Source organism: Halosegnis longus (assembly GCF_009663395.1).
GTDB classification, from domain to species: Archaea; Halobacteriota; Halobacteria; order Halobacteriales; family Haloarculaceae; genus Halosegnis; species Halosegnis longus.
Genome location: NZ_QKNW01000001.1, coordinates 21,761 through 43,863 on the forward strand (window position 1 = coordinate 21,761; position 22,103 = coordinate 43,863).

Genomic DNA, 22,103 nt, shown 5'->3' on the forward strand with positions numbered 1-22,103 from the left:
AAGGGTACCCGACTATCCGGCGCGGTCGACGACCGTCTCGTCGTCGACGACCAGATTGTACGACTCCTCGTCGTCGTTCCACAACAGGAGCGCGTTCTCGAACACCAGCGGGTCGCCGTAGTCGGCCCGCGAGAGGTCGGCGTTCAACATCGACTCCCGGGTGAGGACGGCGTAGTGGTCGGTCGACTCGGAGCCGTCGCTCACCTTGTACAGTGGGTTGCCGCCGTCGCTCAGGTCGTGAGAGAGCTTGAGCGCGACGCAGTCGACGCGGTTGGAGACGTGCGACTCGCTCTCCGCGAAGCGGGCGAACCGGCCCGTATCGAGGGCGATATCCACCATCTGTGCGTCGTCGTGGCGAACCACCGAGAAGGCGTACTGTACGTCGACGTTGACGAACTCACCCTCGCGGCCGGCCGCGGCGTCGAGCGCCTGCTGGAACGCCGGCACGTCGAGGTCCGGACGCACGTCGAAGCTCCAGCCGCGGTCGGTCGGGCGGGCGTTCTCCCAGAGTCGAACCTGCGGCCCCCAGACGCCGTAGCCGTCGCGTTCGAGCGCGCGCTCGGTCTCGCGCAGCCCGATAGCTGCCTCGCGGTCGGCCGGCGCAATCCCCACGAGCGAGCCGTCGGGCGCGACCGACTCCATGTAGCGACCGGCGACGGCAGCCGGGTCGGCCAGCTCCGAGAGCACGTTCGCGAACAACACCACGTCGAACTCACCCTCGGGCGTGAACGCCTCGGCCGTCTCGCGGTGGAGCGTCACGTCGAAGCCGGTGCGCGTCTCCTCGGCGACGCGCTCGAACACGTCGGCCGCGGCGGACGGCTCGACGGCGTGATACTCCACGAGCGTCTCCTCGGGGAGGAGATCGTGGATACCAAGCATCGGGCCGCCGACGCCAGCACCAACGTCCAGAACTCGAAGCCGGGTCGAGAGCAGGTCGGCGTCGGCGAGCCGCGAGAGCACGTACTGGACGACGGCGTAGTTGTCGGGGAGGTGATACAGCGCGTACGCGAGTGCGGTCTGGCGGTCGTACTCGACCGGGCTTCCCGCGAAGTACTCCGTTTTCATGTCGCGAATCGTCTCCCGTAGCGAGTCGCCGCTCTCGCCGTCGGGCCAGCCGCGACCGTACGCATCGACGAGCAACTCCTCGAGCACGGTGCCGTACTCGAACGGGAACGAGTCGACGCCGGTGAACGTGACCGACAGCGGCTCCTCCTCGACGGGGACGAACGTGCCGTCGTCGCGCTCGCGGACCCCGAGTTCGACGGTCGATTCGCGCAGAATCTGGCGGACGACAGCCGGATGCGGTTGGCCGTCGACGTACTCCCAGATCTCCTCGGGGTCGATGGGGCGCACCTCACGAAGATATCGGGCGTTGTCCCGCACGGACTGGCGTTTGTCCGTCATTCCGCCACCTCCGAGAACAGGTCGGCAAGCGAGTCGGGGTCGGACGCGACGCGCTCGGCCGCCGCGGCCACCTCCTCGGCTCCGTCAAAGCGGCGCTGAATCTCGGCGTAGACGGTCGGGTCGCCCGACGTAACGGCGTCCGAGAGCTCCGACAGCGGTCCGGAGATGGGCGTGTGGAACGGTTCCGGCACCTCGTCGGCCGCGAGCGCGAAGGCGAGGACGGCGGCGTGGGTCTTCGCCTGTACCGTCTCCATCGCCTCGTCGTGTTCGCTCGCGGTCGTCTCGTAGAGTTCGTTGCCTGCAGCCGTGAGCGCGTCGAGCGCTGCGGTCGTCCGGTCGTCGGGGGCGTCCTCGACGACGGCGATAGTTCCGGGTTCGTTATCGGGTGCGAACAGCGGATGCGTCGAGACGCGCGCTGCGTCGGGGAACGAGTCGCGCAGTGCGGCGAGCGTGTCGCGCATCTCGCCGGTCACGTCGATGACGGCGTCGGCGCGGCCGGCATACTCGCGGGCCGCCGGCTCGATTGCCGACATCGGGACGGCGAAGGCGAGGAGGTCGTACGAGCCGCCGGTGTCGGTGCCGACTCCGAGGTCGGCGGCGACGGCGTCGGCGCGGTCGGTGTCGGTGTCGGTGACGGCGACGGTGTGTGTCGCGGCGAGTCGCTCCGCGAGCCACCGACCCATCGCCCCGGCTCCGACGACGAGAACGTTCATACACGCGGTTGCGCCGAGCGGCGCAAAAGCCGTTCGTTCGCTACAGGACGAGTTGTTCGGGATACTCGGTGTAGTTCTCGTAGCCGTCCTCGCGGACGATGACGATGTCCTCGATGCGGACGCCGCCGAATTCGGGGTCGTAAACGCCCGGTTCGATGGTGACCACCATCCCGGCTTCGAGTTCGTTCTCCGTCGTGGAGACGCGCGGGAACTCGTGGATGTCGAGCCCGACGCCGTGGCCGGTCGTGTGGATGAACCCGGTGCTCGTCTCGGGGTCGTCACGGAGCGTCGGAATACCGTTGTCCTGATACACGTCACAGACCGCGTCGTGTACGTCACTGCCGGAGACACCCGCTTCGAGCGTGTCAAGGGCCGCCTCCTTCGCCTCCTGCGTGATGTCGTACCACTCCCGGATGGTGTCGGAGGGTTCACCCTTCACGAAGGTCCGGGTCATGTCGGCGTAGTAGCCGGTGGCCTTCGAGCGCGGGAAGATGTCGATGACGATTGACTCGTTCGCGCGTAGCGGTCCGGAGCCGCGGTCGTGTGGGTCGGCGGCGTCGGCACCGCAGGCGACGATGGTCGTATCCAGCGCGTGGCCCTCACGGATGAGCGACACTTCGATTTCCTCGGTGACGCGCTCGCTGGTGAGCGTCTCGCCCTCGTAGATGAGCGTGCCGTCGTCGGCAACCTCCGCGTCGGCGATGAGCGACTCGGCGGTCGCCATCGCGCGCTCGTTGGCGCGCTGGGCCGTTCGCATGTGCTCGAGTTCTTCCTCGTGTTTGACCGCGCGAATCTCCTGTATCACGTCGTCCTCGTCGGGCGCGACCGAGATGCCCTGCTCGCGGAGGCCGTCGGCCAGCCCGACCGGGAAATCAGATGGCGTGGCGACGGACTCCACGTCATAGGTGTCACAGAACTCCGTGCGGATGCGGTGGCCGGCCTCCGAGGCACCATGCTCCTGTACCTTCGCCCGATAATCGTAGTCTGCGGTGCGTTCGACGGTCGCGGCGCGGGCCTCGCGCTCTGCGCGGCCGTACTCGAGCGAGCTCACGAGGAGATGTACCTCGCCGTCGTACAGCGTCGTGAACGGATCCGGCGCGGTGAACCCGGAGAGGTACCGCTGGTTCGCGTCGCTTTCGTCTGCCACGACGAGATAGCCGTCGAGGTCGTGTTCGTCGAGATACTCGTCGAGGTCGGTGAAGTCGGGGTCCATGTTCCGGAATCGGACGCCCCGAGGCAAATGCCTACCGCCCGCGTGGTCGGGGTCGGCAGGCTGATTAGTCCCCCCGAGCGAGACGGAGTATGCAACGCACGATTCACCCGTCCACGGTCGACGGGGTCGTCCGCGCGCCGCCGTCGAAGAGCTACACGCACCGGGCGATACTGGCTGCCGGCTATGCGGGCGAGACGACCGTCACGAACCCGCTCGACTCGGCAGACACACGGGCAACGGCACGGGCTGTCGAAGCCTACGGCGGGACGGTTACCCGCGGCGAATCGCAGGTCGTGGTCGAGGGGTTCGACGGCAGGCCGGAGGTCCCCGACGACGTTATCGACTGTGCGAACTCCGGGACGACGATGCGGCTGACGACGGCAACCGCATCGCTTGCCGACGGATTGACCGTCCTCACGGGGGACGGGTCGCTCCGGTCGCGCCCGCAGGGGCCACTCCTTGACGCGCTCGGTGACCTCGGTGGACGGGCGGAGTCGACGCGCGGGAACGGACAGGCACCGCTCGTCGTTGGTGGAAACATCGACGGCGGCGAGGTCGCGATTCCCGGCGACGTGTCCTCACAGTACATCACTGCGCTGTTGATGGCTGGCGCGGTGACCGAGGAGGGTATCGACATCGAGCTGACGACGGAACTGAAGTCAGCGCCGTACGTCGAGATAACGCTGGAGTTGCTCGACGCGTTCGACATCGAGACGCACCGGACGGACGACGGCTTTCGCGTGCCCGGCGGCCAGCAGTACGCGACCGAGGCAGGGACGTACGCCGTGCCGGGCGACTTCTCGTCGATGTCGTATCTGCTCGCTGCTGGGGCGCTCGCTGCCGACGAGGACGGCCTGCTCGTCGAGGGAGCCGAGCCGAGCGCGCAGGGAGATTCGGCCATCGTCTCGATTCTCGACGAGATGGGCGCGACGCTCGATTGGGACCGCGACGCGGGCGAGATTCGCGTCGAGCAGTCGGCGCTGTCGGGTGTCGAGGTCGACGTGGGCGATACGCCGGACCTGCTGCCGACGATTGCGGCGCTCGGCGCGGTCGCTGACGAGACGACGCGCATCGTGAACTGCGAGCACGTCCGCTACAAGGAGACGGACCGCGTGAGCGCGATGGCCGACGAGCTAACGACGCTCGGTGCGTCGGTCGAGGAACAGCAGGACGTGCTCACGATTCACGGCGGCGAATCGTCGCTGACCGGCGGGACGGTCGCCGGACACGACGACCACCGCATCATCATGGCGCTCTCGCTCGTCGGACTCGTCGCCGGGCCGGTGACGGTCGAGGGAAGCGACCACGTCGACGTCTCGTTTCCGGGCTACTTCGAGACGCTGCGGTCGCTGGGCGTCGACGTTCGCGAGTAGGGGCACACAGGTGACGGCCGCGGGTCCCGGCCGAGTCGTCACGCACCCGCCTCGGTCGACCGGGGCAGTTCACCAGCGCATGACGCCGGTGGTCCCGGCCTGCTATTTGAACGCTCGCCTCTATTGCAAGGTTCAAATGGGCGCACGCCCGACTTCGTGGTAATGAACGGCAATCGCTTCGGGCGGCTCTTCCAGTTCACGACGTACGGCGAGAGCCACGGGGACGCGATGGGTGTGACCGTCTCCGGCTGTCCCGCCGGCGTCGAACTCGACGAGGAGCAGATTCAGGAAGACCTCGACCGCCGGAAACCCGGCCAGTCGATGATTACCACCTCCCGTGGCGAACCGGACGAGGTCACCATCAACTCCGGGACGCTAGAGGGGTACACGACGGGCACGCCAATCGGGATGGTCATCCAGAACAAGGACGCCCGCTCCGGCAAGTACGAGCCGTTCGTGACGGCTCCCCGCCCGAGCCACGGCGACTACACCTACTCCTCGAAGTTCGGCACGCGAAACTGGGGCGGCGGCGGTCGGTCGTCTGCGCGAGAGACGGTGAACTGGGTCGCGGCCGGCGCGGTCGCGAAGGCCGTGCTGGACCAGTCGGAGCACGATGTCGAAATCAAGGCCCACGTCAACCGCATCGGCGATATCGAAGCCCCGGAAGTGAGCTTCGAGCAGATTCTCGAACACAGCGAGACGAACGAGGTTCGGTGTGCAGACCCCGACACGGCCGAGGAGATGCGCGAGGCCATCGACCGCTACCAGCAGGAGGGCGACTCCATCGGCGGCTCCATCTACTTCGAGGCGCGCGGCGTGCCACGCGGGCTGGGTGCGCCCCGGTTCGATTCGTTCCCGGCGCGGCTCGGCCAGGCGATGTTCTCGATTCCAGCAACGACCGCCGTCGAGTACGGCCAGGGGAAAGAGACCGCGAGCGTGCGCGGGAGCGACCGCAACGAGGACTGGGAGTTCGACGACGGAAGCCGCGACGACGTGGTGAGCGAGAAGGGCGACCCGGTTCCGGTCGGCAACGACCACGGCGGGCTACAGGGCGGTATCACGACCGGCGAGCCGATTTACGGCGAGGCGACGTGGCACGCGCCGACCTCGATTCCGAAGGAACAGCGCACCGTCGACTGGGAGAGCGGAGAGGAGAAGGACGTACAGGTCGTCGGCCGCCACGACCCGTCGCTGCCGCCGCGTGCGGTCCCGGTCGTGGAAGCGATGCTCTACTGTACGGTGCTCGACTTCATGCTGCTGGGCGGTCGCATCAACCCCGATCGGCTCGACGGCCAGCCGGGCGAGTACGAGACGGCGTATCACCCGTCGTCGCCACAGGAAGACCCCGACGACGCCGCGACGAGCGCGGAGTCCGTCGACGAGTAACTACCAGTAGCCCGGATTGCGGAGCCACTCGCGACCTCTCATGCCGAGGACGGAACCGACGAGCAGCGACAGGATGAGCAGTCCGACGACCGCACCGGCCTGTGTCGGAAACATCCCGAGGGTGTTGCGAGCGAGGACGGTGAGCGAGCCGACGACGAGCACGACGATACCGGCTCCGAGTAGCGCAATGAGCGGGCGTTCTCCGTTCATACCTCTTCTCGTCGCCCCCGAGATAAAAAGCTCAAGGTGACGCCGCGTCTCCTGCCGGTATGACAACTATCGCGGTTCTCGTCGACCCGCCTCGACCGGGACTCGTCGTACCCGACATCGCCGAGGCGACGCCGCTGTCGCCAGAGCAGTGTGGAGACCTCTACGCCGCGATGACACGCGACGTGGTTCGGACGATTACGACGAGCGGTGGGGACCTGCTCGTGAACTTCCGGCCCGACGAATCGCTTCCAGAGTCCCACCGTCGCGGCGATGGAACGGCCGAAACCGAGATTCGCGAGGTCGTCTCATCGGTCGTGGACGACGCCCGCTTCGAGCGACAGGTCGGCGAGACGTTCGCCGGCCGCGCGGGCAACACCGCGAGCCACCTGCTCGACGCCGAGGAGGTGCAGTCGGTCGGCATCCTCACGCCCGAAGCCGTCTTCACCGCGCGCCAGCAGGTGGACGCCGCAGCGATGAAGATTCGCACGACCGAGACGGTTCTCGGTCCGACGACCGACGGCCGGGTGTACTACGCCGCCTTCCGTGAGGAAATCGACTTCCAGGGCGCGTACGACGCGCCGGCGGTCGAGTCGCTCACCGACCGCACGCTCGATATGGGCAACGACGTGGATTTCCTCGCGTATCTCCCGGTCGTGGAGACGGCCGCTGACCTCGCGAACGCGGTCACGACGATTCGGACGCGCCAGCGCGCGGGCAGTCGCGTCCCCGAGTCGACCGCCGCGTGGCTCGACGAGGTCGGGCTGTTCGTCGACGCCGACGGCGGCCTCCGGCTGGACTAACCGAAAGGTCGAAACCCCCTCGTCTGATACCGACGGGTGTGGTGGGATGGCAGAGCGGCCTATTGCGCCGGTCTTGAAAACCGGTATCCTCACGGATTCCTGGGTTCAAATCCCAGTCCCACCGTCTTCTACTCCGGTTCCGGAACCGTCTCGACGCGCTCGCGGAGCCACGCGACCGTCCGCTCGATTTCAGCTTCGTCCTCGCCGACGACCTTCAGCCGGTTCGGGGTGTCCGGGTCCGCCGGATAGCTCCCGACCTCGGTGTCGAACTTCTCCCGCACCTCGGTGAGCACGTCACCCATCGCGCCCTCTGGAGTCGGCGTGTACAGCGTCCGGGAGTCGGTGTCACCGTCGAACTCGTCGGCCACGAGTTCGAACATCGCCTTCATCTCGTCCGGGATGCCCGGGAGGACGTAGACGCCGTCGACGGCACAGCCGGGGGCCCAGCCCGCGTCGGTGACGAGCGGGCGCGCACCGGCCGGGAGCGAGGCGCTGTCCTCGAAGTCCATGTCGAACTCGTACTCGCTGGCCAGGTCCGGATTCGCATCGCGGAACGCCTCGCTCTTGGCGAGCAGTCCGTCGCGCACGTCCTCGAACAGCTCGCGCTCGCGCCCGAGCCCGTCGGCGACGGCGACCATCGTCACGTCGTCGGGGGTACCGCCGAGACCGCCGGTGACGACGACGGCGTCGTACTCCTCGCGGAACTGGCGGGTCCAGCGCGCGATGGTGTCGTGGTCGTCGGGGACGGTGAGGATTCGCCTGACGGTCGCGCCGCGTGTCGTAATCTCGTTGGCGAGCCACGCGGCGTTCGTGTTCGTCGTGTCGCCGGCGAGAATCTCGTCGCCGACGGTGAGTAGGGCTACGTCCATACCCACATTCGCAGAGGGAGCGACAAAAGGGGTCTCTCCCCGCGCCGGGGTGGACGAAAACGCTTTTGCGACCGCTGGCCCCACCTTCGGTATGGACTGGCCGCACGACCCCGACGGGGAGGAAGGAAGCGAAGGGATGCGAAAGTTCGGACACGCCGTCATCGTCAAGAAGATCGACGAAGACGAGTCGTTCCCGCTCCAGAAGTCCGAGTTCGTCGAGGAGTACGGCGACGACCCGGTCCGGATGGACCACGAGACCGTCGTCTCGCTTGCCGACGTGTTCGAGTACGTCGAGGAGGACACCTTCGACGACCTCCTTCACTTCCACAAGTGCATCGGGCAGGGGCTGCGCGACTCGCCACACTGGAAGTACAACCCGTTCGTCGGCGAAGACCAGACCGCCTAGAAGGGTCGTTCCTCGCCACCGACGACGCCGTGGACCTGCTCGCGAAGTAATCCGACTGCCGTGTCGTTTGCCCCCTCGGGGATGATGAGGTCGGCTTCCTTCTTCGTCGGCTCGACGAACTGCTCGTGCATCGGCTTCACCGTCGAGAGATACTGCGAGATGACGCCGTCGAGTTCCCGCCCGCGCTCGATGACGTCGCGGCGAATCCGCCGGATGATGCGCACGTCCGCGTCGGTCTCGACGTAGAGATTGATATCCAACAGCTCGCGGACCGTCTCGTCGTGCAGCGTGAGGATTCCCTCGACCATCACCACGTCGCCGGGGTCGACCGTCGTCGTCTCGTCCGTGCGGTTGTGAATCGAGAAGTCGTATTCGGGCATCTCGATTGTTCGGCCCTCACACAGCGCGAGCAGGTGCTCGCGGAGGAGTTCCCAGTCGAAGGCGTCGGGGTGGTCGTAGTTGATCTGTTCGCGTTCGGCCATCGGCGTGCCCGACCGGTCGGCGTAGTAGTTGTCGAGCGGGACGAGCGTGACGGAGTCGACGCCCGACGTGATTTCGTGGGCGATGGTCGTCTTCCCCGCGCCGGTCCCCCCGGCGATTCCGATAACGAGTGACGGCACTGGCATTGTCCCTTATTCTGTGTTGGTCGTGATGAGCGTGTGGATTTCGCGCTGTTTGGTATGAATTCGACAGCACCGCGACCACGCTCGTTGCTTGGCTTCGGGACCGCACTGTTTGCTCCGATTTCGACGGTACCGCGACCACCCTCATTGCTTGGCACCGGGGAAACAGCACCGCAACCGCACGCTCGCGTGTCGCTACGCTCCCGCTCGCTAGCCCGCGGCCTCCGGCCGCTCTCCCAACCTTTCCCCACACCGCACACGCGCCACGGGCGCGGTGCGGTAGGCCACCGCCACGGTTGCCTGTGCGGTTGGCGTGAGCCGGCGCGCCTCGTGCGCGCCTGTCGTCGCGAGGGCACCGAGCGACGGCTTGTCAGAGCGTGCTCTGACAGTGGACGAGCGAATGCAGTGAGCGAATCGGTTGGGGAGGTGTGTGGGCTGTTGCTGTGAGTGGGGCAGAAAGGGGCGGGCGTGTCGCGCGTGTTCGGTCGGGTCCGTGACCTCTATCAGGAGCGAGCACCGCGAGCGACCGATATGTCACGGGGACAGAGGGAGAGCGACGCTCTCCCAGGCAGCCGGCGGTGCAACCGCCGGCAAGACCGCGACACGCCCGGGGCTTTCAAGATGTGCTCACCGACGTAGCAACATCCAGCAAGCGACGCGCTCGAAGAACTCGGACAGTTCACCACACAGCAGTCAAAGCAATCAGAACGTTCAGAGTCGGGTACTGACGTACGGGCCGTCCTGATAGTAACCCAGCTTCTCGCGGTAGTACTGGCGAACGCCAATCCCCGAAATCACGGAGAGCTTCTCGTAGCCGGCATCGCGAGCCAGCTTCTCGGCGCGGGCGAGCAACTGCTTCCCGTAGCCGCTGTGCTGGTGGGTGTCGTCGCTCTCAGATTTACCGACCCCGACCTCGCTGCCGTAGACGTGAAGCTCCCGAACGATTGCGCCGTCCTGTAGCTCGCGGCGAACGGGGTCGTTCGGGAACCGGAGCCGACAGAACCCGACCAGCAGGTCCTTCTCGAAGTCCTCGACGGAGATGAAGTGTTCCGTGCCGCCGCCGGCCTCGTACGTCTGGACGCGAAGCTCGATGTTCTCGGGCGTCTCGTCGTTCATGCCGGCCTCGCGACACCGGATACACTCACACTCCCAGCCGTGTTTCTCCATCTCCTTCCACGCGAGCTGGCGGAGATTCGACTTCCAGACGCCGGCGTCGATGTGGTCGGCCGGGATGTCGCGCTGGACGCGCTGGAGCCGGGTGTACCGGGGCACCATCGACTTGATTTCCGCGACCAACTCGGCGGCCTCGTCGTTCGTCAGCGGTTCGTACTCGCCGCGTCGCCACATGTCGTAGGTGAGCGTGTCGCGGACGACGAGCGTCGGGTAAATCTTCAGGTAATCCGGCTTCCAGTCGGCGTGTTCGAAGATGCGGCGGAAGTCCTCCAGACACATCTCCTTCGACATGCCGGGCTGGCCGGGCATCATGTGGAAGCCGACTTTGAATCCGGCGTCGCGGAGCCGACGGTTGGCGTCGATGCTCGCCTGCACGCCGTGGCCGCGGTGCATCTCGCGGTTGACGCGCTCGTAGGTCGTCTGCACCCCGACCTCCACCTTCGTCCCGCCCAAATCGAGCATCCGGTCGATCTGCTCGGGGTCACACCAGTCGGGCTTGGTCTCGAACGTCGTGCCGATGTTGCGGACGGCCGCCGTCTCGTTTTCCGCAATCACGTCCTCCAGATACCGGAACGGGTAGTCGTCTTGCGCGAACGACTCCGTCTCGGAGGGGTTCGGCTCCGCCGTCGGGTCGAACTCGTTCATCGCCTCCAGACACCGCTTCACGAACCACTCCTGGTAGTCGTGGCTCCGGGCGGTCATCGTCCCGCCCATCACGATGAGTTCCACCTTGTCGACGGGGTGGCCGATTTGGCGAAGCTGGTTCAGGCGGAGCGTCACCATCCCGTAGGGGTCGTAATCGTTCTGAACACCGCGGGCCGCCGCCGGCTCGTGGCCGGTGTAGCTCTGGCTCGAATCGAACTCCGAGGCCGGTCCCCCCGGACAGTAGAGACACTTCCCGTGCGGGCAGGTGTGCGGGGAGGTCATCACGGCCACTGGCGAGACGCCCGACGCGGTGCGCACCGGCTTGCGCTGGAGCACGGCTTCGAGGTCCTCGCGCTTCCCGTCCGGTGCGGCATCGAGGATGTCCGCGTGTTTCGGCACGGAGTCCGCGCCGAACTTCGAGCAGGCGTCGAGCTTCGCGCTCTCGATGTCGTCTTTCTCCAGTTCACCCGCGAGCACGCGCTCGGCGAGGTGGCGACACACCTGCTCGAACGGTTCCGCCTCGGTACTCATTACCCCCGCTTGGCTATCCACCGGCAAGTGTCACACGGTTCTGCGAGCAGAGCGGGGCGCGAAAAGCGAAAGTCAGACCGCGACGACGACTACAGCTGGTCGACGACCGCGTCGAGCACCGCGTCGACGCTGTCCTCGCGGCGACCCGAGAGGAACGAGAGCTTGCCGACGCGCAGCGCCGTCACGTCGATGCCGGCGTCGCCGACGGTCTCGGCGGCCTCCTCGGCGACCTCGGTCAGGTCAATGTCCTCGGTGGTGCGGACGTACAGTTCGTCTTTCCCGTAGCCGACGACAACCGGCGTGTCGTCGCGGTGGCGGCGGTGGAGCGTATCGAGCAGGAGGAACTTCGGCGGGAAGTCGTACCGGTGGGTGTACGCCTCCATGTCGAGGACGGACACCTCGGTGTCGCCGACGGTTCGCGTCTCGATGTTCTCCTCTGCGGTCGTCAACTCGGCGTCGAGCTTCTCCGTGAACTGCTCGGAGACGTTCGCCGCGAGTCCGACCTCCTGGTCGAACAGCAGGTCGATGATGAGTTCGCGCTTGTCCTCGTAGCTCTGGTAGAACGCCTCCAGCGCGATTGCCTCGCGGAGCTGGCGGGCGGCCTCGGCGTCGATGCCGGCCTCGGCAGCGAGGTCGGCGTACGCCTCCGGCGTCTCCTCCCAGAACGTCACGGCGGGCAGGTGACCCAGGTCAGCGCGCACGTCGTCGTTGACGGCGGCGGCGACGTTCGCCGCGACGGTGCCGGCGGTCCGGTCGGTGACCGTCGCGGTCGCAGTCGCGAGTTCGTCCGCCCGGTCGGCGGTCGCGAGCGAGTCGACGACGACCGACTCGACGCCGTAGATGTCGAGCATCTCCAGCCCGTCGAGTGAGTCCTCGGTGGAGCCGGCGGCGGCGAAGACGAACAGCGGGAGCTTCTCGTCGTGGCGCTCCTTGTTGTCCAGCATGCGGCTGGTGTCTTTCGTCGCGTCGGCCATCCCGTAGCTGCCCTCTTCGAGCGGGCGGCGGTCGAAGTAGTGGTAGGCGGCGTCGGAGCTGGCGTGCTCCTCGCGCACGAGCGGCAGGACGGCGCGCTCGATTGCCGCTCCGGCCACGTAGCCGTCCGTCGTGGCCGCGTGGCGCACGACGACCGGGCGCGACGCGAAGACGGCGCGGCGAATCGCGGTCGCGACCGACTCGATGTCGTCCGTCGCGGCGACGACGGTCTCGTCGTCTGCGAGCGGTTCGAACGCGTCGGGAGAGGCCTCGGCGTCGAGCGCCTCCTGCATGCGCGATTCGACCGTCGCCTTCTCCTCGCCCTCGAGTTCGACGAGTCCTTCGGTCTCGACCTGGAGTTCGTCGCGGCGGACGCGCACCTCGCCGTCGAGTCGGACGATGTCGCCCGTCTCGATATCCGGGTAGGCGCGGACGCCGGCCTCGACGAAGGCCGCACAGTCAACGACGCCCGACTCGTCACCGAGTTCGAACACCGTCGGGCCGGAGGTCTGGCGCACGGAGACGACCTCGCCTTCGAGTCGCACGTCGGCGCCGACGTGTTCACGCAGCGCGTCGACGGCGACGCGGGCGTACTCGTCGTCGGATTCCTGGTCGGCTTCGGTCGTTGCTTCGACCTGCACGGCACCGCCGTCGTTCGGCTCCGCCGGCTCTGCCGGCTCCGTCGCCTCGTCGGTCTCCGCGTCGGCGGTGACGGGCTCCGAATCGGATTCGGCGTCGGCGGGTTCGGCTACCGGCTCCGATTCTGGTTCTGTTTCCGGTTCTGGCTCCGGTTCGGCTTCGTCCGCTGCGTCTGGCGTCTCGCTCACGTCATCGGGGTCAGCGGCAACCTCCGCGTCCGCGTCGGTGGCGACGCGCGACTCCTGGTGCGTCTCCGCCGGCTCGGTTGCCTCACTCGCGTTTCCCGAATCAGCCTCCTCCTCGTCGTCCTCGTTCTTAAGGCGGTCGCCCTCCGGCTCGTCGACGAGCGTGCCGCGGAACTCGCGGTCGGTCTGGCGGATGGACCAGCCGAGGTCGACGTCGCCGTTGTCGCGCACGTTCGTCACCTGCACGCAGACGGCGTCGCCCGGCTCCCAGTCGAGAGATTCGAGCCGCTTGTCGAGCTTCGAGCGGTGGAGTAGCCCGGTCACGCGGGGCGAGAGGTCGACGAAGACGCCGAAGTCGGCGTAGCCGTCGACGACACCGCGGTAGAAACGGCCCTCGGTGAGTTGGTTCGCGCTATCGCCGCGGAAATCGAACAGTACGTCCTCTTGGTGGGTGTCACAGATCGGCCCGTCAGTCGACGTGCCGCAGACAATACAGGTTCCCATTATCGGGTAGTGTGGTCGGGGGGTAAAACTGTTGTCGGAATCCGCGCGTTTCTCGGCTCCTGGCCCGCAGGTCCACCGCATCCGGGGCTCTCATATGCCCCCGTCGCGAACCTCCGGGTAGATGCGCGTCGAGCAACTGGGTGAGGGAACGCCAGAAATCGCAGTCGTCGGCTCGATTCACGGCGACGAACCGTGTGGTGCACGTGCCGTCGAGCGGCTGCTCGCCGAGTCGCCAACGCTCGACAGACCCGTCAAGTTCGTCATCGCGAACGAGCGCGCGCTCGCCGAGAACGTCCGCTACGTCGACGAGGACCTGAATCGCGCGTTCCCGGGCGACCCCGACGCCGACACACACGAGGGACGGCTCGCGCACGAACTCACACAGGAGCTGCGCGACTCCACTATCTTCTCGATGCACTCCACGCAGTCGTACGCCGCGCCCTTCGCGCTCGTCGACGAACTCGACCCGCTTGCCGCCTCGGTCGTCCCGTATCTCACCGTCGAGGCGCTCATCGAGACGGTGAACTTCTCCGAGGGCCGACTCATCGAGTCACAGGACGTTATCGAGGTGGAGTGTGGATTACAGGGAAGCGAACGCGCCGCCGAGAACGCCTACGACCTCACTCGGCAGTTCCTGGGTGCGGTCGGGGCAATCGAACCGCCACAGGAGCCGCGCGACGACGTTCCCGTCTTCCGGATGGAGCGCATGCTCCCGAAGCCGCCCGCGAGGGAGTACGAGACGTTCGTGACCAACTTCGAGCGCGTCGCGGAAGGCGAGACGTACGCCCGGGCCGACGACGAGCTGTTCGTCGCCGACCGACCCTTCTATCCCATCCTGCTCTCGCCGTACGGCTACGAGACGGAGTTCGGCTACACCGGCGACCTCGTCGGCCGACTCGACGAACAGGCGATTCCCGGCCCGGAGCCGACGCCCGAACGCTAGTACCAGGTCGCGCCGCCGTCGACGCCGATTTCCTGGCCCGTGATGCGTCGCGCGTTCGGCCCGGCGAGGAAGGCGACCTGTGCTGCCACCTCCGCTTTGCTTGCGGTGTAGTCGGGAAGCGCGAAGTCGTCGGGACCGATACGGAACGGCTCCGCGTCCGCTACGTCCGCGAGCCGCTCCTGTTTCGCGATGACGTCCTCGATGCGGTCCCCCTCGACTGGCCCGGGCAACACCGTGTTGACGGTCACGTCGTCGCGGCCGAGTTCGCGCGACAGGGTGCGCGTCACGCCGACCAGCCCCATCTTCGATATCGCGTAGGGAAGCCGGTTCGGATACGGCTGTTTCCCGCCGATGGAACCGATGTTGATGACGCTGGCCTGTCCGCTCGCGCGGAGGTGGTCGCTCGCGTGTTTCGCACACATCGCCGCGCCGGTCGTGTTGACCGCCACGGTCTCCTGGATGTCCTCGGGCGAGAGCCGGTCGAACGGCTGTGTCGGACCGGCGACGCCCGCGTTGTTGACGAGACAGTCGAGTCCGCCGAACGTCTCGACCGTCTCGGCGACCGCCGCCTCGATGCTCTCCTCGTCGGTTACGTCCGTCTCGACGGCGAGTCCCTGCTCGCCGAGGGCGTCGGCCGTCTCGTAGATGCCGTCACTCCTGGCCGCACACGCGACGGACGCGCCGTGGTCCGCGAAGGTGTGTGCGATCTCTCTCCCGATGCCGCCGCTCGCGCCGGTGACGAAGGCCGTGATATTCTCTAGCACGAGCGGTGACCCACCGGCTGTGAACAAAAACGTATCTCCGTGGCTGTTCAGCGAGCGGCGAACGGTCGCTCGTCCGACGGCTCAGACCGTGATGATTTCGTCGTCGTCCTCGCGAGCGAACTGCTCGCCTGACCGAGCAGACGGTACCGCTATACCGCGAGAGGACAACCGTCGTCCCTAGTGGCGTCATCTCAGGCCGCGGCGAGTGGGCAAGCGGAGCCAGTCCCATCTCCGTCGGCCCGGCGACGGGTGGCGGTGGTCGTCGCAATCGTCTTCATCGACCTGCTCGGGTTCGGCATCATCATCCCCGTGCTCCCGTTTTACGTCCGCTCGTTCGGCGTCAGCGACGTGTTCATCGGCCTGCTCGCGGCGTCGTACTCCTTCGCCCAGTTCGTCGCTGCGCCGGTCTTGGGGCGCATCTCAGACGAGCGGGGCCGCCGACCGGTTCTCATGCTCTCGGTCGGAGTGGCGGGCGTCGCCTGGATTCTCTTCGGATTCGCATCGGAAATCGGGACGACGGTCGGGACGACAGTCGGACTGGGCGTGCTCTTCGGCGCGCGACTGATAGCCGGGGCCGCAGGGGGGAACATCGCAACGGCGCAGGCGTATATCGCCGATGTCACGCGGCCCGAAGAGCGCACTGGTGCACTCGGACTCGTCGGTGCGGCATTCGGACTCGGATTCGTGTTCGGGCCGGCCGTCGGTGGCCTGCTCGCGAGCGACGCCGTCGTCACAACCGCGCGGAGCGTGCTCCCAGGGTTCGTCCCGGTGACGCAGTTCTCGCTGCCGAGTTTCGCCGCGGCCGGCTTCTCGTTTCTCGCGCTCGCCGCGACGGCCGTCGTGCTAGAGGAACCGGAGCGCGTGCGGACCGGCGGCCGGCACACGACGTTCGTCACGCAGTTCCGGACGGCGCTTGCCGACCAGACGCTCCGCCCGCTCGTCGTCGCGTTCTTTCTCACCTCCCTCGCGTTCGCCGGCATGACCGTGATGTTCGTTCCGCTGCTCGCGGATTTCTTCGGCTACGACGCCACGACGGCCGCCCTCTTTCTCGCGTATCTGGGCGTCCTCGGCATCATCAATCAGGGTGTGCTCATCGGATGGCTCTCGCGACGCCTCGGGGTTCGACGAGTAGTGCGGGTCGGCGTCGCGGCGTTGTTCTGTGCGCTCGTCCTGCTCGGCGTCTCACCGCTTGCAGGCACCGCGCCACTCGTCGCCGGCGCGCCCGACTGGCTCACGGGCGGGCTCGCAGTGTTGCTCGTGTTCGGGGCCCTCGCCTCGTTCGGCAACGGTGCCATCACGGTCGGACTCGCAGCCCTCGTTTCGGAGGGGGCATCCGAGGGGACACAGGGTGCAGCGTTCGGTGTCACACAGGGTGCCGGGAGTCTCGGTCGAACGATCGGTCCCCCGCTCGCGTCGGTAGCGTACGTGCTCGTCTACTGGTCCCCGTTCATCGCCGGGGCACTGGTGTTGATTCCGGTCGCGGTCTTGCTGCGGCGGTGAGTGCCGGTGGCAAGAGGGAGGAGAAAGAGGGAGCGAGTGTTACGCAGCGAGCGAGCCTTCGTGTGACTCACGGCCGACGCTATCGAGAAAGACAGATTGCTCCAGGTTCGTCGTGGCGAAGGCTTATCGCGACGCCTGCTCGGGTGTTCGTATGACACAGTCGACCGAGTACGAACACGAACTGACGGGGAGTCGCGACGAGATTGCCGCCCTTCTCACCGGGGTCGCGGACGGACTCCGGACGGGAGCGATTCGACTAGGTGACACGGCCGACGCCGTGGCCGTCACCACCCCGGAGGAACTCACGCTCGAAATCGAACTGGAAGTCGAGGACGACGCGGTCGAACTAGAGCTGGAACTCGAGTGGCCGGCCGAGGCGGGCTCCGTGTCCGCCGTCGAGGCGGCGGCTTCTGAACCGTCACCGCGGACCGAGGCCGACGGGACCGACCCGACGAACGAAGAGGCGGACAGCGGGAGAGCAGGCGAATCCGAGTCCGAATCCGAGCAAGCCGCAGAGGACCCGGACGACGCGGAAGCGACGATAGGCGAGCAGACACCGGGTACAGAGACAGACAGTGCAGCGTCGACGAGTGAGGAGTCCGGCGACATGGACTCGCTCATCGGGGCCGCGGACGAGTCACGCTCGCTCGCGCAGTTCGAAGTGTACCGGGCGCGCGACAGCACGTGGCGCTGGCGACTTCGCCATCGCAACGGCAACATCATCGCGACCGGCGGTCAGGGGTACACCCGCAAGCACAACGCCGTGAAGGGTCTCCGCAGTGTCATGGTGAACTCGCCGGACGCGCCAATCGGTGAGGAGGCAGCCGACGCGTGGCCGCTGGAGTGACCACCGACGGCGTCTCCACCACGGGAAGGGCTAAGCCACGCCCGCTGTAGGGTACTGTAACAGCCATGCCGATTCTGGATGAGCTCTCCGGCTTCGAGTTCGAGGACGTGATGGAGGACGTGTTCCGGAACCTCGGCTACACGAACGTCCGACAGGCAGCGAAAACCGCCGACGAGGGGCGGGATATCCTGATGGACGAACAGGTGAACGGCACGACCCGGGGGGTGGTCGTCGAGTGCAAACACACCGGGACTGTCGGCCGGCCGGTGGTCCAGAAGCTCCACTCGGCGATTGCGACCTACGACTTCGACGGCCCCAAGCGGGGTATCGTCGTCACGACCGGGACGTTTACCGGTCCGGCGACGGAGTACACACAGCGGCTCCGGGACAACGACGACCCGTATCCGATCGAGCTCATTGACGGGAAGCGGCTCCGGTCTATCGCCGAGGAGGTCGGACTCGACCTGTACAACGGTCGAATCGAAATCCTGTGTGACGAGACGCTCCGGCCGACCGACCCGACCGGCGGCATCGGTGCGCCCGTGCGAGAGGCGTTTCGCGACATCGAGAACCTCGACGGGGCGACGCTCCCGGCGCCGACGACACACGCCACCTTCGAGCCGGTCGTCCTGATTACGGCGACCGTTGATGCCGTCTTCGAGACCTCCGTCGGCGTCATCCACCGCATCAACGAACGGACACAGTTCGTCGTCCGGGCCGGTCGCACGCGACCGCAGATACTCGACAGCGCAGTCGCGACGCTCGTCTCGGAGAACCGCAGACAGACCGTCGCGCTGGACGAACTCGACCTCGCGGACGAGTTCGACGACCACGAGGTGCACCGCTTCGGTCAGACGGAAACCGAGTACAAGGAGTGGGCCGTCGACCGCCTCCGGCAACACCACACGACGACGGTCTCGTATACCGGTGACAACAACGTCGATTACGAGAGGGAGTGCGTGCCGAACCAGTCGGATATTTCGGTCCGGTCGATCGAGCCGGTGTATCTCCCCGACGTTCGCCAGACGACGGAGATTCACGCCCACTCGTACCCGTACGGATACTACGCCGCCGGCCCCTCTCGCGTCACCCACGAGGATGGCATCCACGAGTGCGTCCAGTGTGGCGACACGGACGCGGCGACGTTCACGTTCTGTGCGAACTGCGGGAGCATCAACTGCGAGTCGCACATCAAGACGGAGCGGCTGGAACAGGACCCCGTCTGTACTGGCTGTGCCGTGACCGACCGGTTTGCCTTCCGAACGAAGTACTTCTACAGCGAGGCGAACCGGGACGCGTTTGCAGCCGAGTACGACGCGATGGCCGTCCACGAGAAGGCACAGGAGAACGTGCCCGCGGCGATTGGAGCGGTCGTCGGACTCGTCGGCGTGCTCGCGCTACTGCTGGTGCAGGCGGGCGTGGTGTGAGGTGGACGTTTACCGATTCCGGCTCACCGGGAACTTCACGCGCTCGGGATGGTCGTTGAATCGCGCTAAGATCGTCTCGTAGAGGGCATTCTTCGCACGGGTCCCGCGACGCGGGTGGACGATGTAGCGCAGTCGAAGCTCGACCCACGACTCCTGTTGGACGATATTGACGGTCGGCTTGTCGTTCACGTCGAGTTCGACCGGGGTTTCGTGTAACCGCTCGCGGTACTCCGCTACCTGTTGGGCCATCTCCTCGCCGAGCTGCTCCGTCGCCGTCTCGACCATCAACTCCGAGGCGAACGCCACGTCCGTCTCGTAGGCCACCTGCACCGAGAGCTCGTTCCAGACCGACTGGACCCCCTCGCCGTAGAAGTTCACGACGCGGGCGGACAGGACGGTACTGTTCGGGACAGTGACGATGCGTCCGGAGGGTTGATTCGTCGAGACGAGGTCGCCGCCGATCTCCCACACCTCCGTGACGAAGAAATCGATAGAAACGACATCGCCGCGCATCTCCTCGATCGCGATGCGGTCGCCGACCCGGTACGGTCGCTTCACGATGATGTACAGCCAGCCGATGAGCGAAAACAGCGGCTGCTGGAGCGCGAAGGTGATTGCGAAGCCGAGGACGCCCAGCGAAAACAGGACGCTCACCCACTCGCGGGTGATGATACCGAAGCCCGTGATGAGGGCGAGCCCGCCGAACACCAGTCGGAGCAGGTTCCGAACGTCGTGGCGACGGCGCTTGCTCTCCGTCCGTGCAAGCAGGTAGCTTCCGAAGATGTCGTAGCCGGCAAGCAACGCGAACAGCACGGCCGCCATCGAGAGCCCCGTGAGTAGTACCGGCTCCAAGCCAGTATCGAGAACGCGTGTCCCGATGCCGACGCGGTCCACCAACCGCCGGCCGGCGTACAGCGCTCCAGCCCCCACCAGTGCGAGATAGCCAGTTCGACCCATACTGTCGGACCTCGCCCCACGGCCAGAAAGGTGTCCATCCGCGGGTCGCGATTGAGGCCAGTCGAGTGCTTCCCCACAGCGTTCGCCATCGCGACGAATCGTCGCACGTCCGGGAGACGCTGTGACTACGCTCGCGACCACCGGGTCGGTAGAGTAGCAGATGTCCAGAGTACGAGAAACGACCGATTCAGCGCGACGGCACCAGTGAGTGGACCCACGCCGCCGCCGACAGTCAGGACGGGGGTCCAACGGCGCGGCGACCACGCAGCGATTCACGCCTGGGTGGCCGATAGACGGCTTGCGAAGGCCGTCCTCCAGTCGTGACGAGGCCGTCGGATTCATCCCACACAATTATTCATTTGGAATCAGTACGGTTCAGCCATGCAGTGTCAGGTGTGTGGGTGGACTCCCGACGAGGCAGTTCCGAAGCCGGAACAGACGGCGGTGATGGTCGACCACTTCGAAGCGGCGCACCCAGAGAAGCTGGAGTGACGCCGACGGAGGTGAACCTCCGGACGTGGTTCTGCGCCGCCAGACAGGCAACTGGCAAAAGCAGCAGGTCACGAGGCTGTTGTTCCGTGTCCATTCCCGGGAGAAAGCCGACGGGGAAACCGGCTACTCAGAGAACGGCCTGCGCGGTCGCGACCAACTCGTTCAACGGCGCATCTTGGAGGTCTTGATCGGTCAACAGTAGCCGTTGACGCGGGCGACCGACGGTCTCGCGTTCGATCTTCTCGGTCGTGAGTAGTCCGGCGTTCTCGAGTTCCTTCTTCCGAGTCGAAAACCGCGCGGGGCTTCCGATCTGGATCCGCTCTGCCCACTTCGTCAGCTCTCGGTACTGCGCTCGGTTGCGCGCCGCGAGGAGGAGGAACGCGTGGACTTCGTCGAGCCCGTCGGACATCGCACGGCTCCCCATCGCGGTGCTCAACATCGTCTGGACGTCCGTCTCGAAGCTCTCGTCGAAGTTCTCGCCGACGGTTTTCATCACCCGCGAGTACGGCGGGGTACTGATATCGGCCGTCTGGGCCGACTTCCACAGCGACGCGACGGTCTCGCGGACGTTCTCCAACACCGGCACCGCCGACGTTCGCAGCGTCGGGACGGATTCCATCCCCGACAACAGAACCGTCGTCACCTGTGACTCGGTGAGCACGAGCGGCTGGAGCGTCCCATCTTGGTCCTCGATAGTCCGGATGGTTACGTCGTTGCGGGACGAAATTTCGGCGATACGCGTCGCCGTCGTGAATTCATGCCGCAACCGCTTCAGTGGCTGTGGCGTCGTGAGAATCCGCACGTGGTCTCCCCAATCCGGATCGTTGAGCCGACCGAGCGCCTGGAGCGTTTCGAAGTTCGGCGCGACGACCGTGACTTCGGCGTTCGTCGTCTCGATTGCCTGCTGGAGGCTTTCCTCGCGAGTAATTACTTCGGCGTTTGTCATGGCTCAAACTATCGCTCAATACTATTATGCGTTGTCCAGAAATTGAACATCCAGCCTACCGGTAGACATCGAATACTGTCCAGAGCTACCTGAGATAAACCCCAGATAATCAAATAGCCAAACAGATTAGCAACACAAAGTTCCAGAATCAGGGACCTGAAACGGTTATACCGCCCATTGCGGCAACGGAACCAGTTATCTGCGACAACACCAGTAGCGTCGTCAGGAGTACCGCTGTTAGTCGTGGGCTATTCTTGAGGTGGGTGCGAATGGTGTCTTTCATCAACAGCAGCACGTCAAGTCGCCTGCGTATTATACGTCGTGTCTACAATTCAAATAAATATATGTATTTCTCACTGAAATTAAGTCCGGACGCAGTATTACTATCGTCAAGATATAACACGTTCCTAATGGAAATATGCGTATTATGAATCAGATAAATTTCTCATCAACGTCCCGTCCTGTGATTAACGCGATTATATGACGGGCGAGGCTGGAATCTCTATTCGGGCAAACTCACAAAGACTCCAGATAGCCGACCCCGTCACTGGCGAGCAATACACAATTCAGACGGATCAAAT

The 22,103-nt window shown here is 65.9% G+C and carries 20 protein-coding genes and 1 tRNA gene; 9 read left to right on the top strand and 12 right to left on the bottom strand.

Annotated features, from left to right (window positions below):
* Window positions 1-12: 12 nt before the first annotated feature.
* From DM818_RS00110 to DM818_RS00120, 3 genes are read right to left on the bottom strand one after another with little or no spacing between them, the layout of a single operon-like run.
* Window positions 13-1,404 (bottom strand): small ribosomal subunit Rsm22 family protein, encoded by a 1,392-nt coding sequence (locus DM818_RS00110; protein WP_075936262.1) that lies wholly within the window; start codon window positions 1,402-1,404, stop codon window positions 13-15.
* The gene (locus tag DM818_RS00115; RefSeq protein WP_075936261.1) at window positions 1,401-2,117 is read right to left on the bottom strand and encodes an NAD(P)-binding domain-containing protein; all 717 of its coding nucleotides are present in this window, start codon (window positions 2,115-2,117) and stop codon (window positions 1,401-1,403) included. The genes DM818_RS00110 and DM818_RS00115 overlap by 4 nt, the downstream gene beginning before the upstream one ends.
* A 40-nt stretch (window positions 2,118-2,157) precedes the next feature.
* A complete protein-coding gene (locus DM818_RS00120; RefSeq protein WP_075936260.1) occupies window positions 2,158-3,330 on the bottom strand; it encodes a M24 family metallopeptidase in 1,173 nt (390 codons plus the stop codon).
* An 89-nt stretch (window positions 3,331-3,419) separates the two neighbouring features.
* Here DM818_RS00120 and aroA point away from each other — a divergent pair, with 89 nt between their 5' ends.
* Together aroA and aroC are read left to right on the top strand one after the other, a co-directional pair.
* Entirely contained in the window at window positions 3,420-4,703 is a 1,284-nt protein-coding gene (gene aroA, locus DM818_RS00125) for a 3-phosphoshikimate 1-carboxyvinyltransferase (RefSeq protein ID WP_075936259.1), read from the top strand.
* Between the two features lie 162 nt (window positions 4,704-4,865).
* Window positions 4,866-6,089 (top strand): chorismate synthase, encoded by a 1,224-nt coding sequence (aroC, locus tag DM818_RS00130; protein ID WP_075936258.1) that lies wholly within the window; start codon window positions 4,866-4,868, stop codon window positions 6,087-6,089.
* On the opposite strand, the gene DM818_RS00135 is transcribed toward aroC, so the two are convergent.
* Complete coding sequence (locus tag DM818_RS00135) at window positions 6,090-6,299, bottom strand: hypothetical protein (RefSeq protein ID WP_075936257.1); 210 nt, start codon at window positions 6,297-6,299, stop codon at window positions 6,090-6,092.
* Window positions 6,300-6,358: 59 nt separating this feature from the next.
* Here DM818_RS00135 and DM818_RS00140 point away from each other — a divergent pair, with 59 nt between their 5' ends.
* Both DM818_RS00140 and DM818_RS00145 read left to right on the top strand, forming a co-directional pair.
* Entirely contained in the window at window positions 6,359-7,099 is a 741-nt protein-coding gene (locus DM818_RS00140; RefSeq protein WP_075936256.1) for a hypothetical protein, read from the top strand.
* Between the two features lie 40 nt (window positions 7,100-7,139).
* A tRNA-Ser gene (locus tag DM818_RS00145) sits at window positions 7,140-7,223 on the top strand.
* 4 nt (window positions 7,224-7,227) lie between these two features.
* Here DM818_RS00145 and DM818_RS00150 read toward each other — a convergent pair.
* A complete protein-coding gene (locus DM818_RS00150) occupies window positions 7,228-7,968 on the bottom strand; it encodes a competence/damage-inducible protein A (RefSeq protein ID WP_075936255.1) in 741 nt (246 codons plus the stop codon).
* A gap of 91 nt (window positions 7,969-8,059) precedes the next feature.
* Between DM818_RS00150 and DM818_RS00155 the strand changes: the two genes are divergently transcribed.
* A complete protein-coding gene (locus tag DM818_RS00155; RefSeq protein WP_075936254.1) occupies window positions 8,060-8,374 on the top strand; it encodes a DUF5785 family protein in 315 nt (104 codons plus the stop codon).
* Here DM818_RS00155 and udk read toward each other — a convergent pair.
* The 3 genes from udk to DM818_RS00170 form a co-directional block, all read right to left on the bottom strand.
* Entirely contained in the window at window positions 8,371-9,000 is a 630-nt protein-coding gene (gene udk / locus DM818_RS00160) for a uridine kinase (protein ID WP_075936253.1), read from the bottom strand. The two genes, DM818_RS00155 and udk, sit on opposite strands and share 4 nt — an antisense overlap.
* A gap of 708 nt (window positions 9,001-9,708) precedes the next feature.
* A complete protein-coding gene (locus DM818_RS00165) occupies window positions 9,709-11,346 on the bottom strand; it encodes a tRNA uridine(34) 5-carboxymethylaminomethyl modification radical SAM/GNAT enzyme Elp3 (protein WP_075936252.1) in 1,638 nt (545 codons plus the stop codon).
* 89 nt (window positions 11,347-11,435) lie between these two features.
* A complete protein-coding gene (locus DM818_RS00170) occupies window positions 11,436-13,646 on the bottom strand; it encodes an OB-fold nucleic acid binding domain-containing protein (protein ID WP_153952182.1) in 2,211 nt (736 codons plus the stop codon).
* A gap of 121 nt (window positions 13,647-13,767) precedes the next feature.
* Between DM818_RS00170 and DM818_RS00175 the strand changes: the two genes are divergently transcribed.
* On the top strand, window positions 13,768-14,589 hold the full coding sequence (locus DM818_RS00175; RefSeq protein WP_123124046.1) for a succinylglutamate desuccinylase/aspartoacylase domain-containing protein: 822 nt from the start codon (window positions 13,768-13,770) through the stop codon (window positions 14,587-14,589).
* Here the strand turns inward: DM818_RS00175 and DM818_RS00180 are convergent.
* Entirely contained in the window at window positions 14,586-15,353 is a 768-nt protein-coding gene (locus DM818_RS00180) for an SDR family NAD(P)-dependent oxidoreductase (RefSeq protein WP_075936249.1), read from the bottom strand. The two genes, DM818_RS00175 and DM818_RS00180, sit on opposite strands and share 4 nt — an antisense overlap.
* A 180-nt stretch (window positions 15,354-15,533) precedes the next feature.
* Between DM818_RS00180 and DM818_RS00185 the strand changes: the two genes are divergently transcribed.
* The 3 genes from DM818_RS00185 (at window position 15,534) to DM818_RS00195 (ending at window position 19,127) form a co-directional block, all read left to right on the top strand.
* Window positions 15,534-16,853, top strand: coding sequence for an MFS transporter (locus DM818_RS00185; protein WP_075936248.1), 1,320 nt, complete (start codon window positions 15,534-15,536; stop codon window positions 16,851-16,853).
* 151 nt (window positions 16,854-17,004) lie between these two features.
* Entirely contained in the window at window positions 17,005-17,700 is a 696-nt protein-coding gene (locus tag DM818_RS00190; RefSeq protein WP_075936247.1) for an amphi-Trp domain-containing protein, read from the top strand.
* Window positions 17,701-17,765: 65 nt separating this feature from the next.
* Complete coding sequence (locus DM818_RS00195; protein ID WP_075936246.1) at window positions 17,766-19,127, top strand: restriction endonuclease; 1,362 nt, start codon at window positions 17,766-17,768, stop codon at window positions 19,125-19,127.
* A 9-nt stretch (window positions 19,128-19,136) separates the two neighbouring features.
* On the opposite strand, the gene DM818_RS00200 is transcribed toward DM818_RS00195, so the two are convergent.
* The 3 genes from DM818_RS00200 to DM818_RS15420 form a co-directional block, all read right to left on the bottom strand.
* Entirely contained in the window at window positions 19,137-20,084 is a 948-nt protein-coding gene (locus DM818_RS00200; RefSeq protein WP_153952183.1) for a mechanosensitive ion channel family protein, read from the bottom strand.
* Between the two features lie 619 nt (window positions 20,085-20,703).
* Window positions 20,704-21,522, bottom strand: a complete 819-nt coding sequence (locus DM818_RS00205) for a transcriptional regulator TbsP domain-containing protein (protein WP_153952184.1) — start codon at window positions 21,520-21,522, stop codon at window positions 20,704-20,706.
* Window positions 21,523-21,670: 148 nt separating this feature from the next.
* The gene (locus tag DM818_RS15420) at window positions 21,671-21,805 is read right to left on the bottom strand and encodes a DUF7503 family protein (protein ID WP_449272345.1); all 135 of its coding nucleotides are present in this window, start codon (window positions 21,803-21,805) and stop codon (window positions 21,671-21,673) included.
* Window positions 21,806-22,103: the final 298 nt, after the last annotated feature.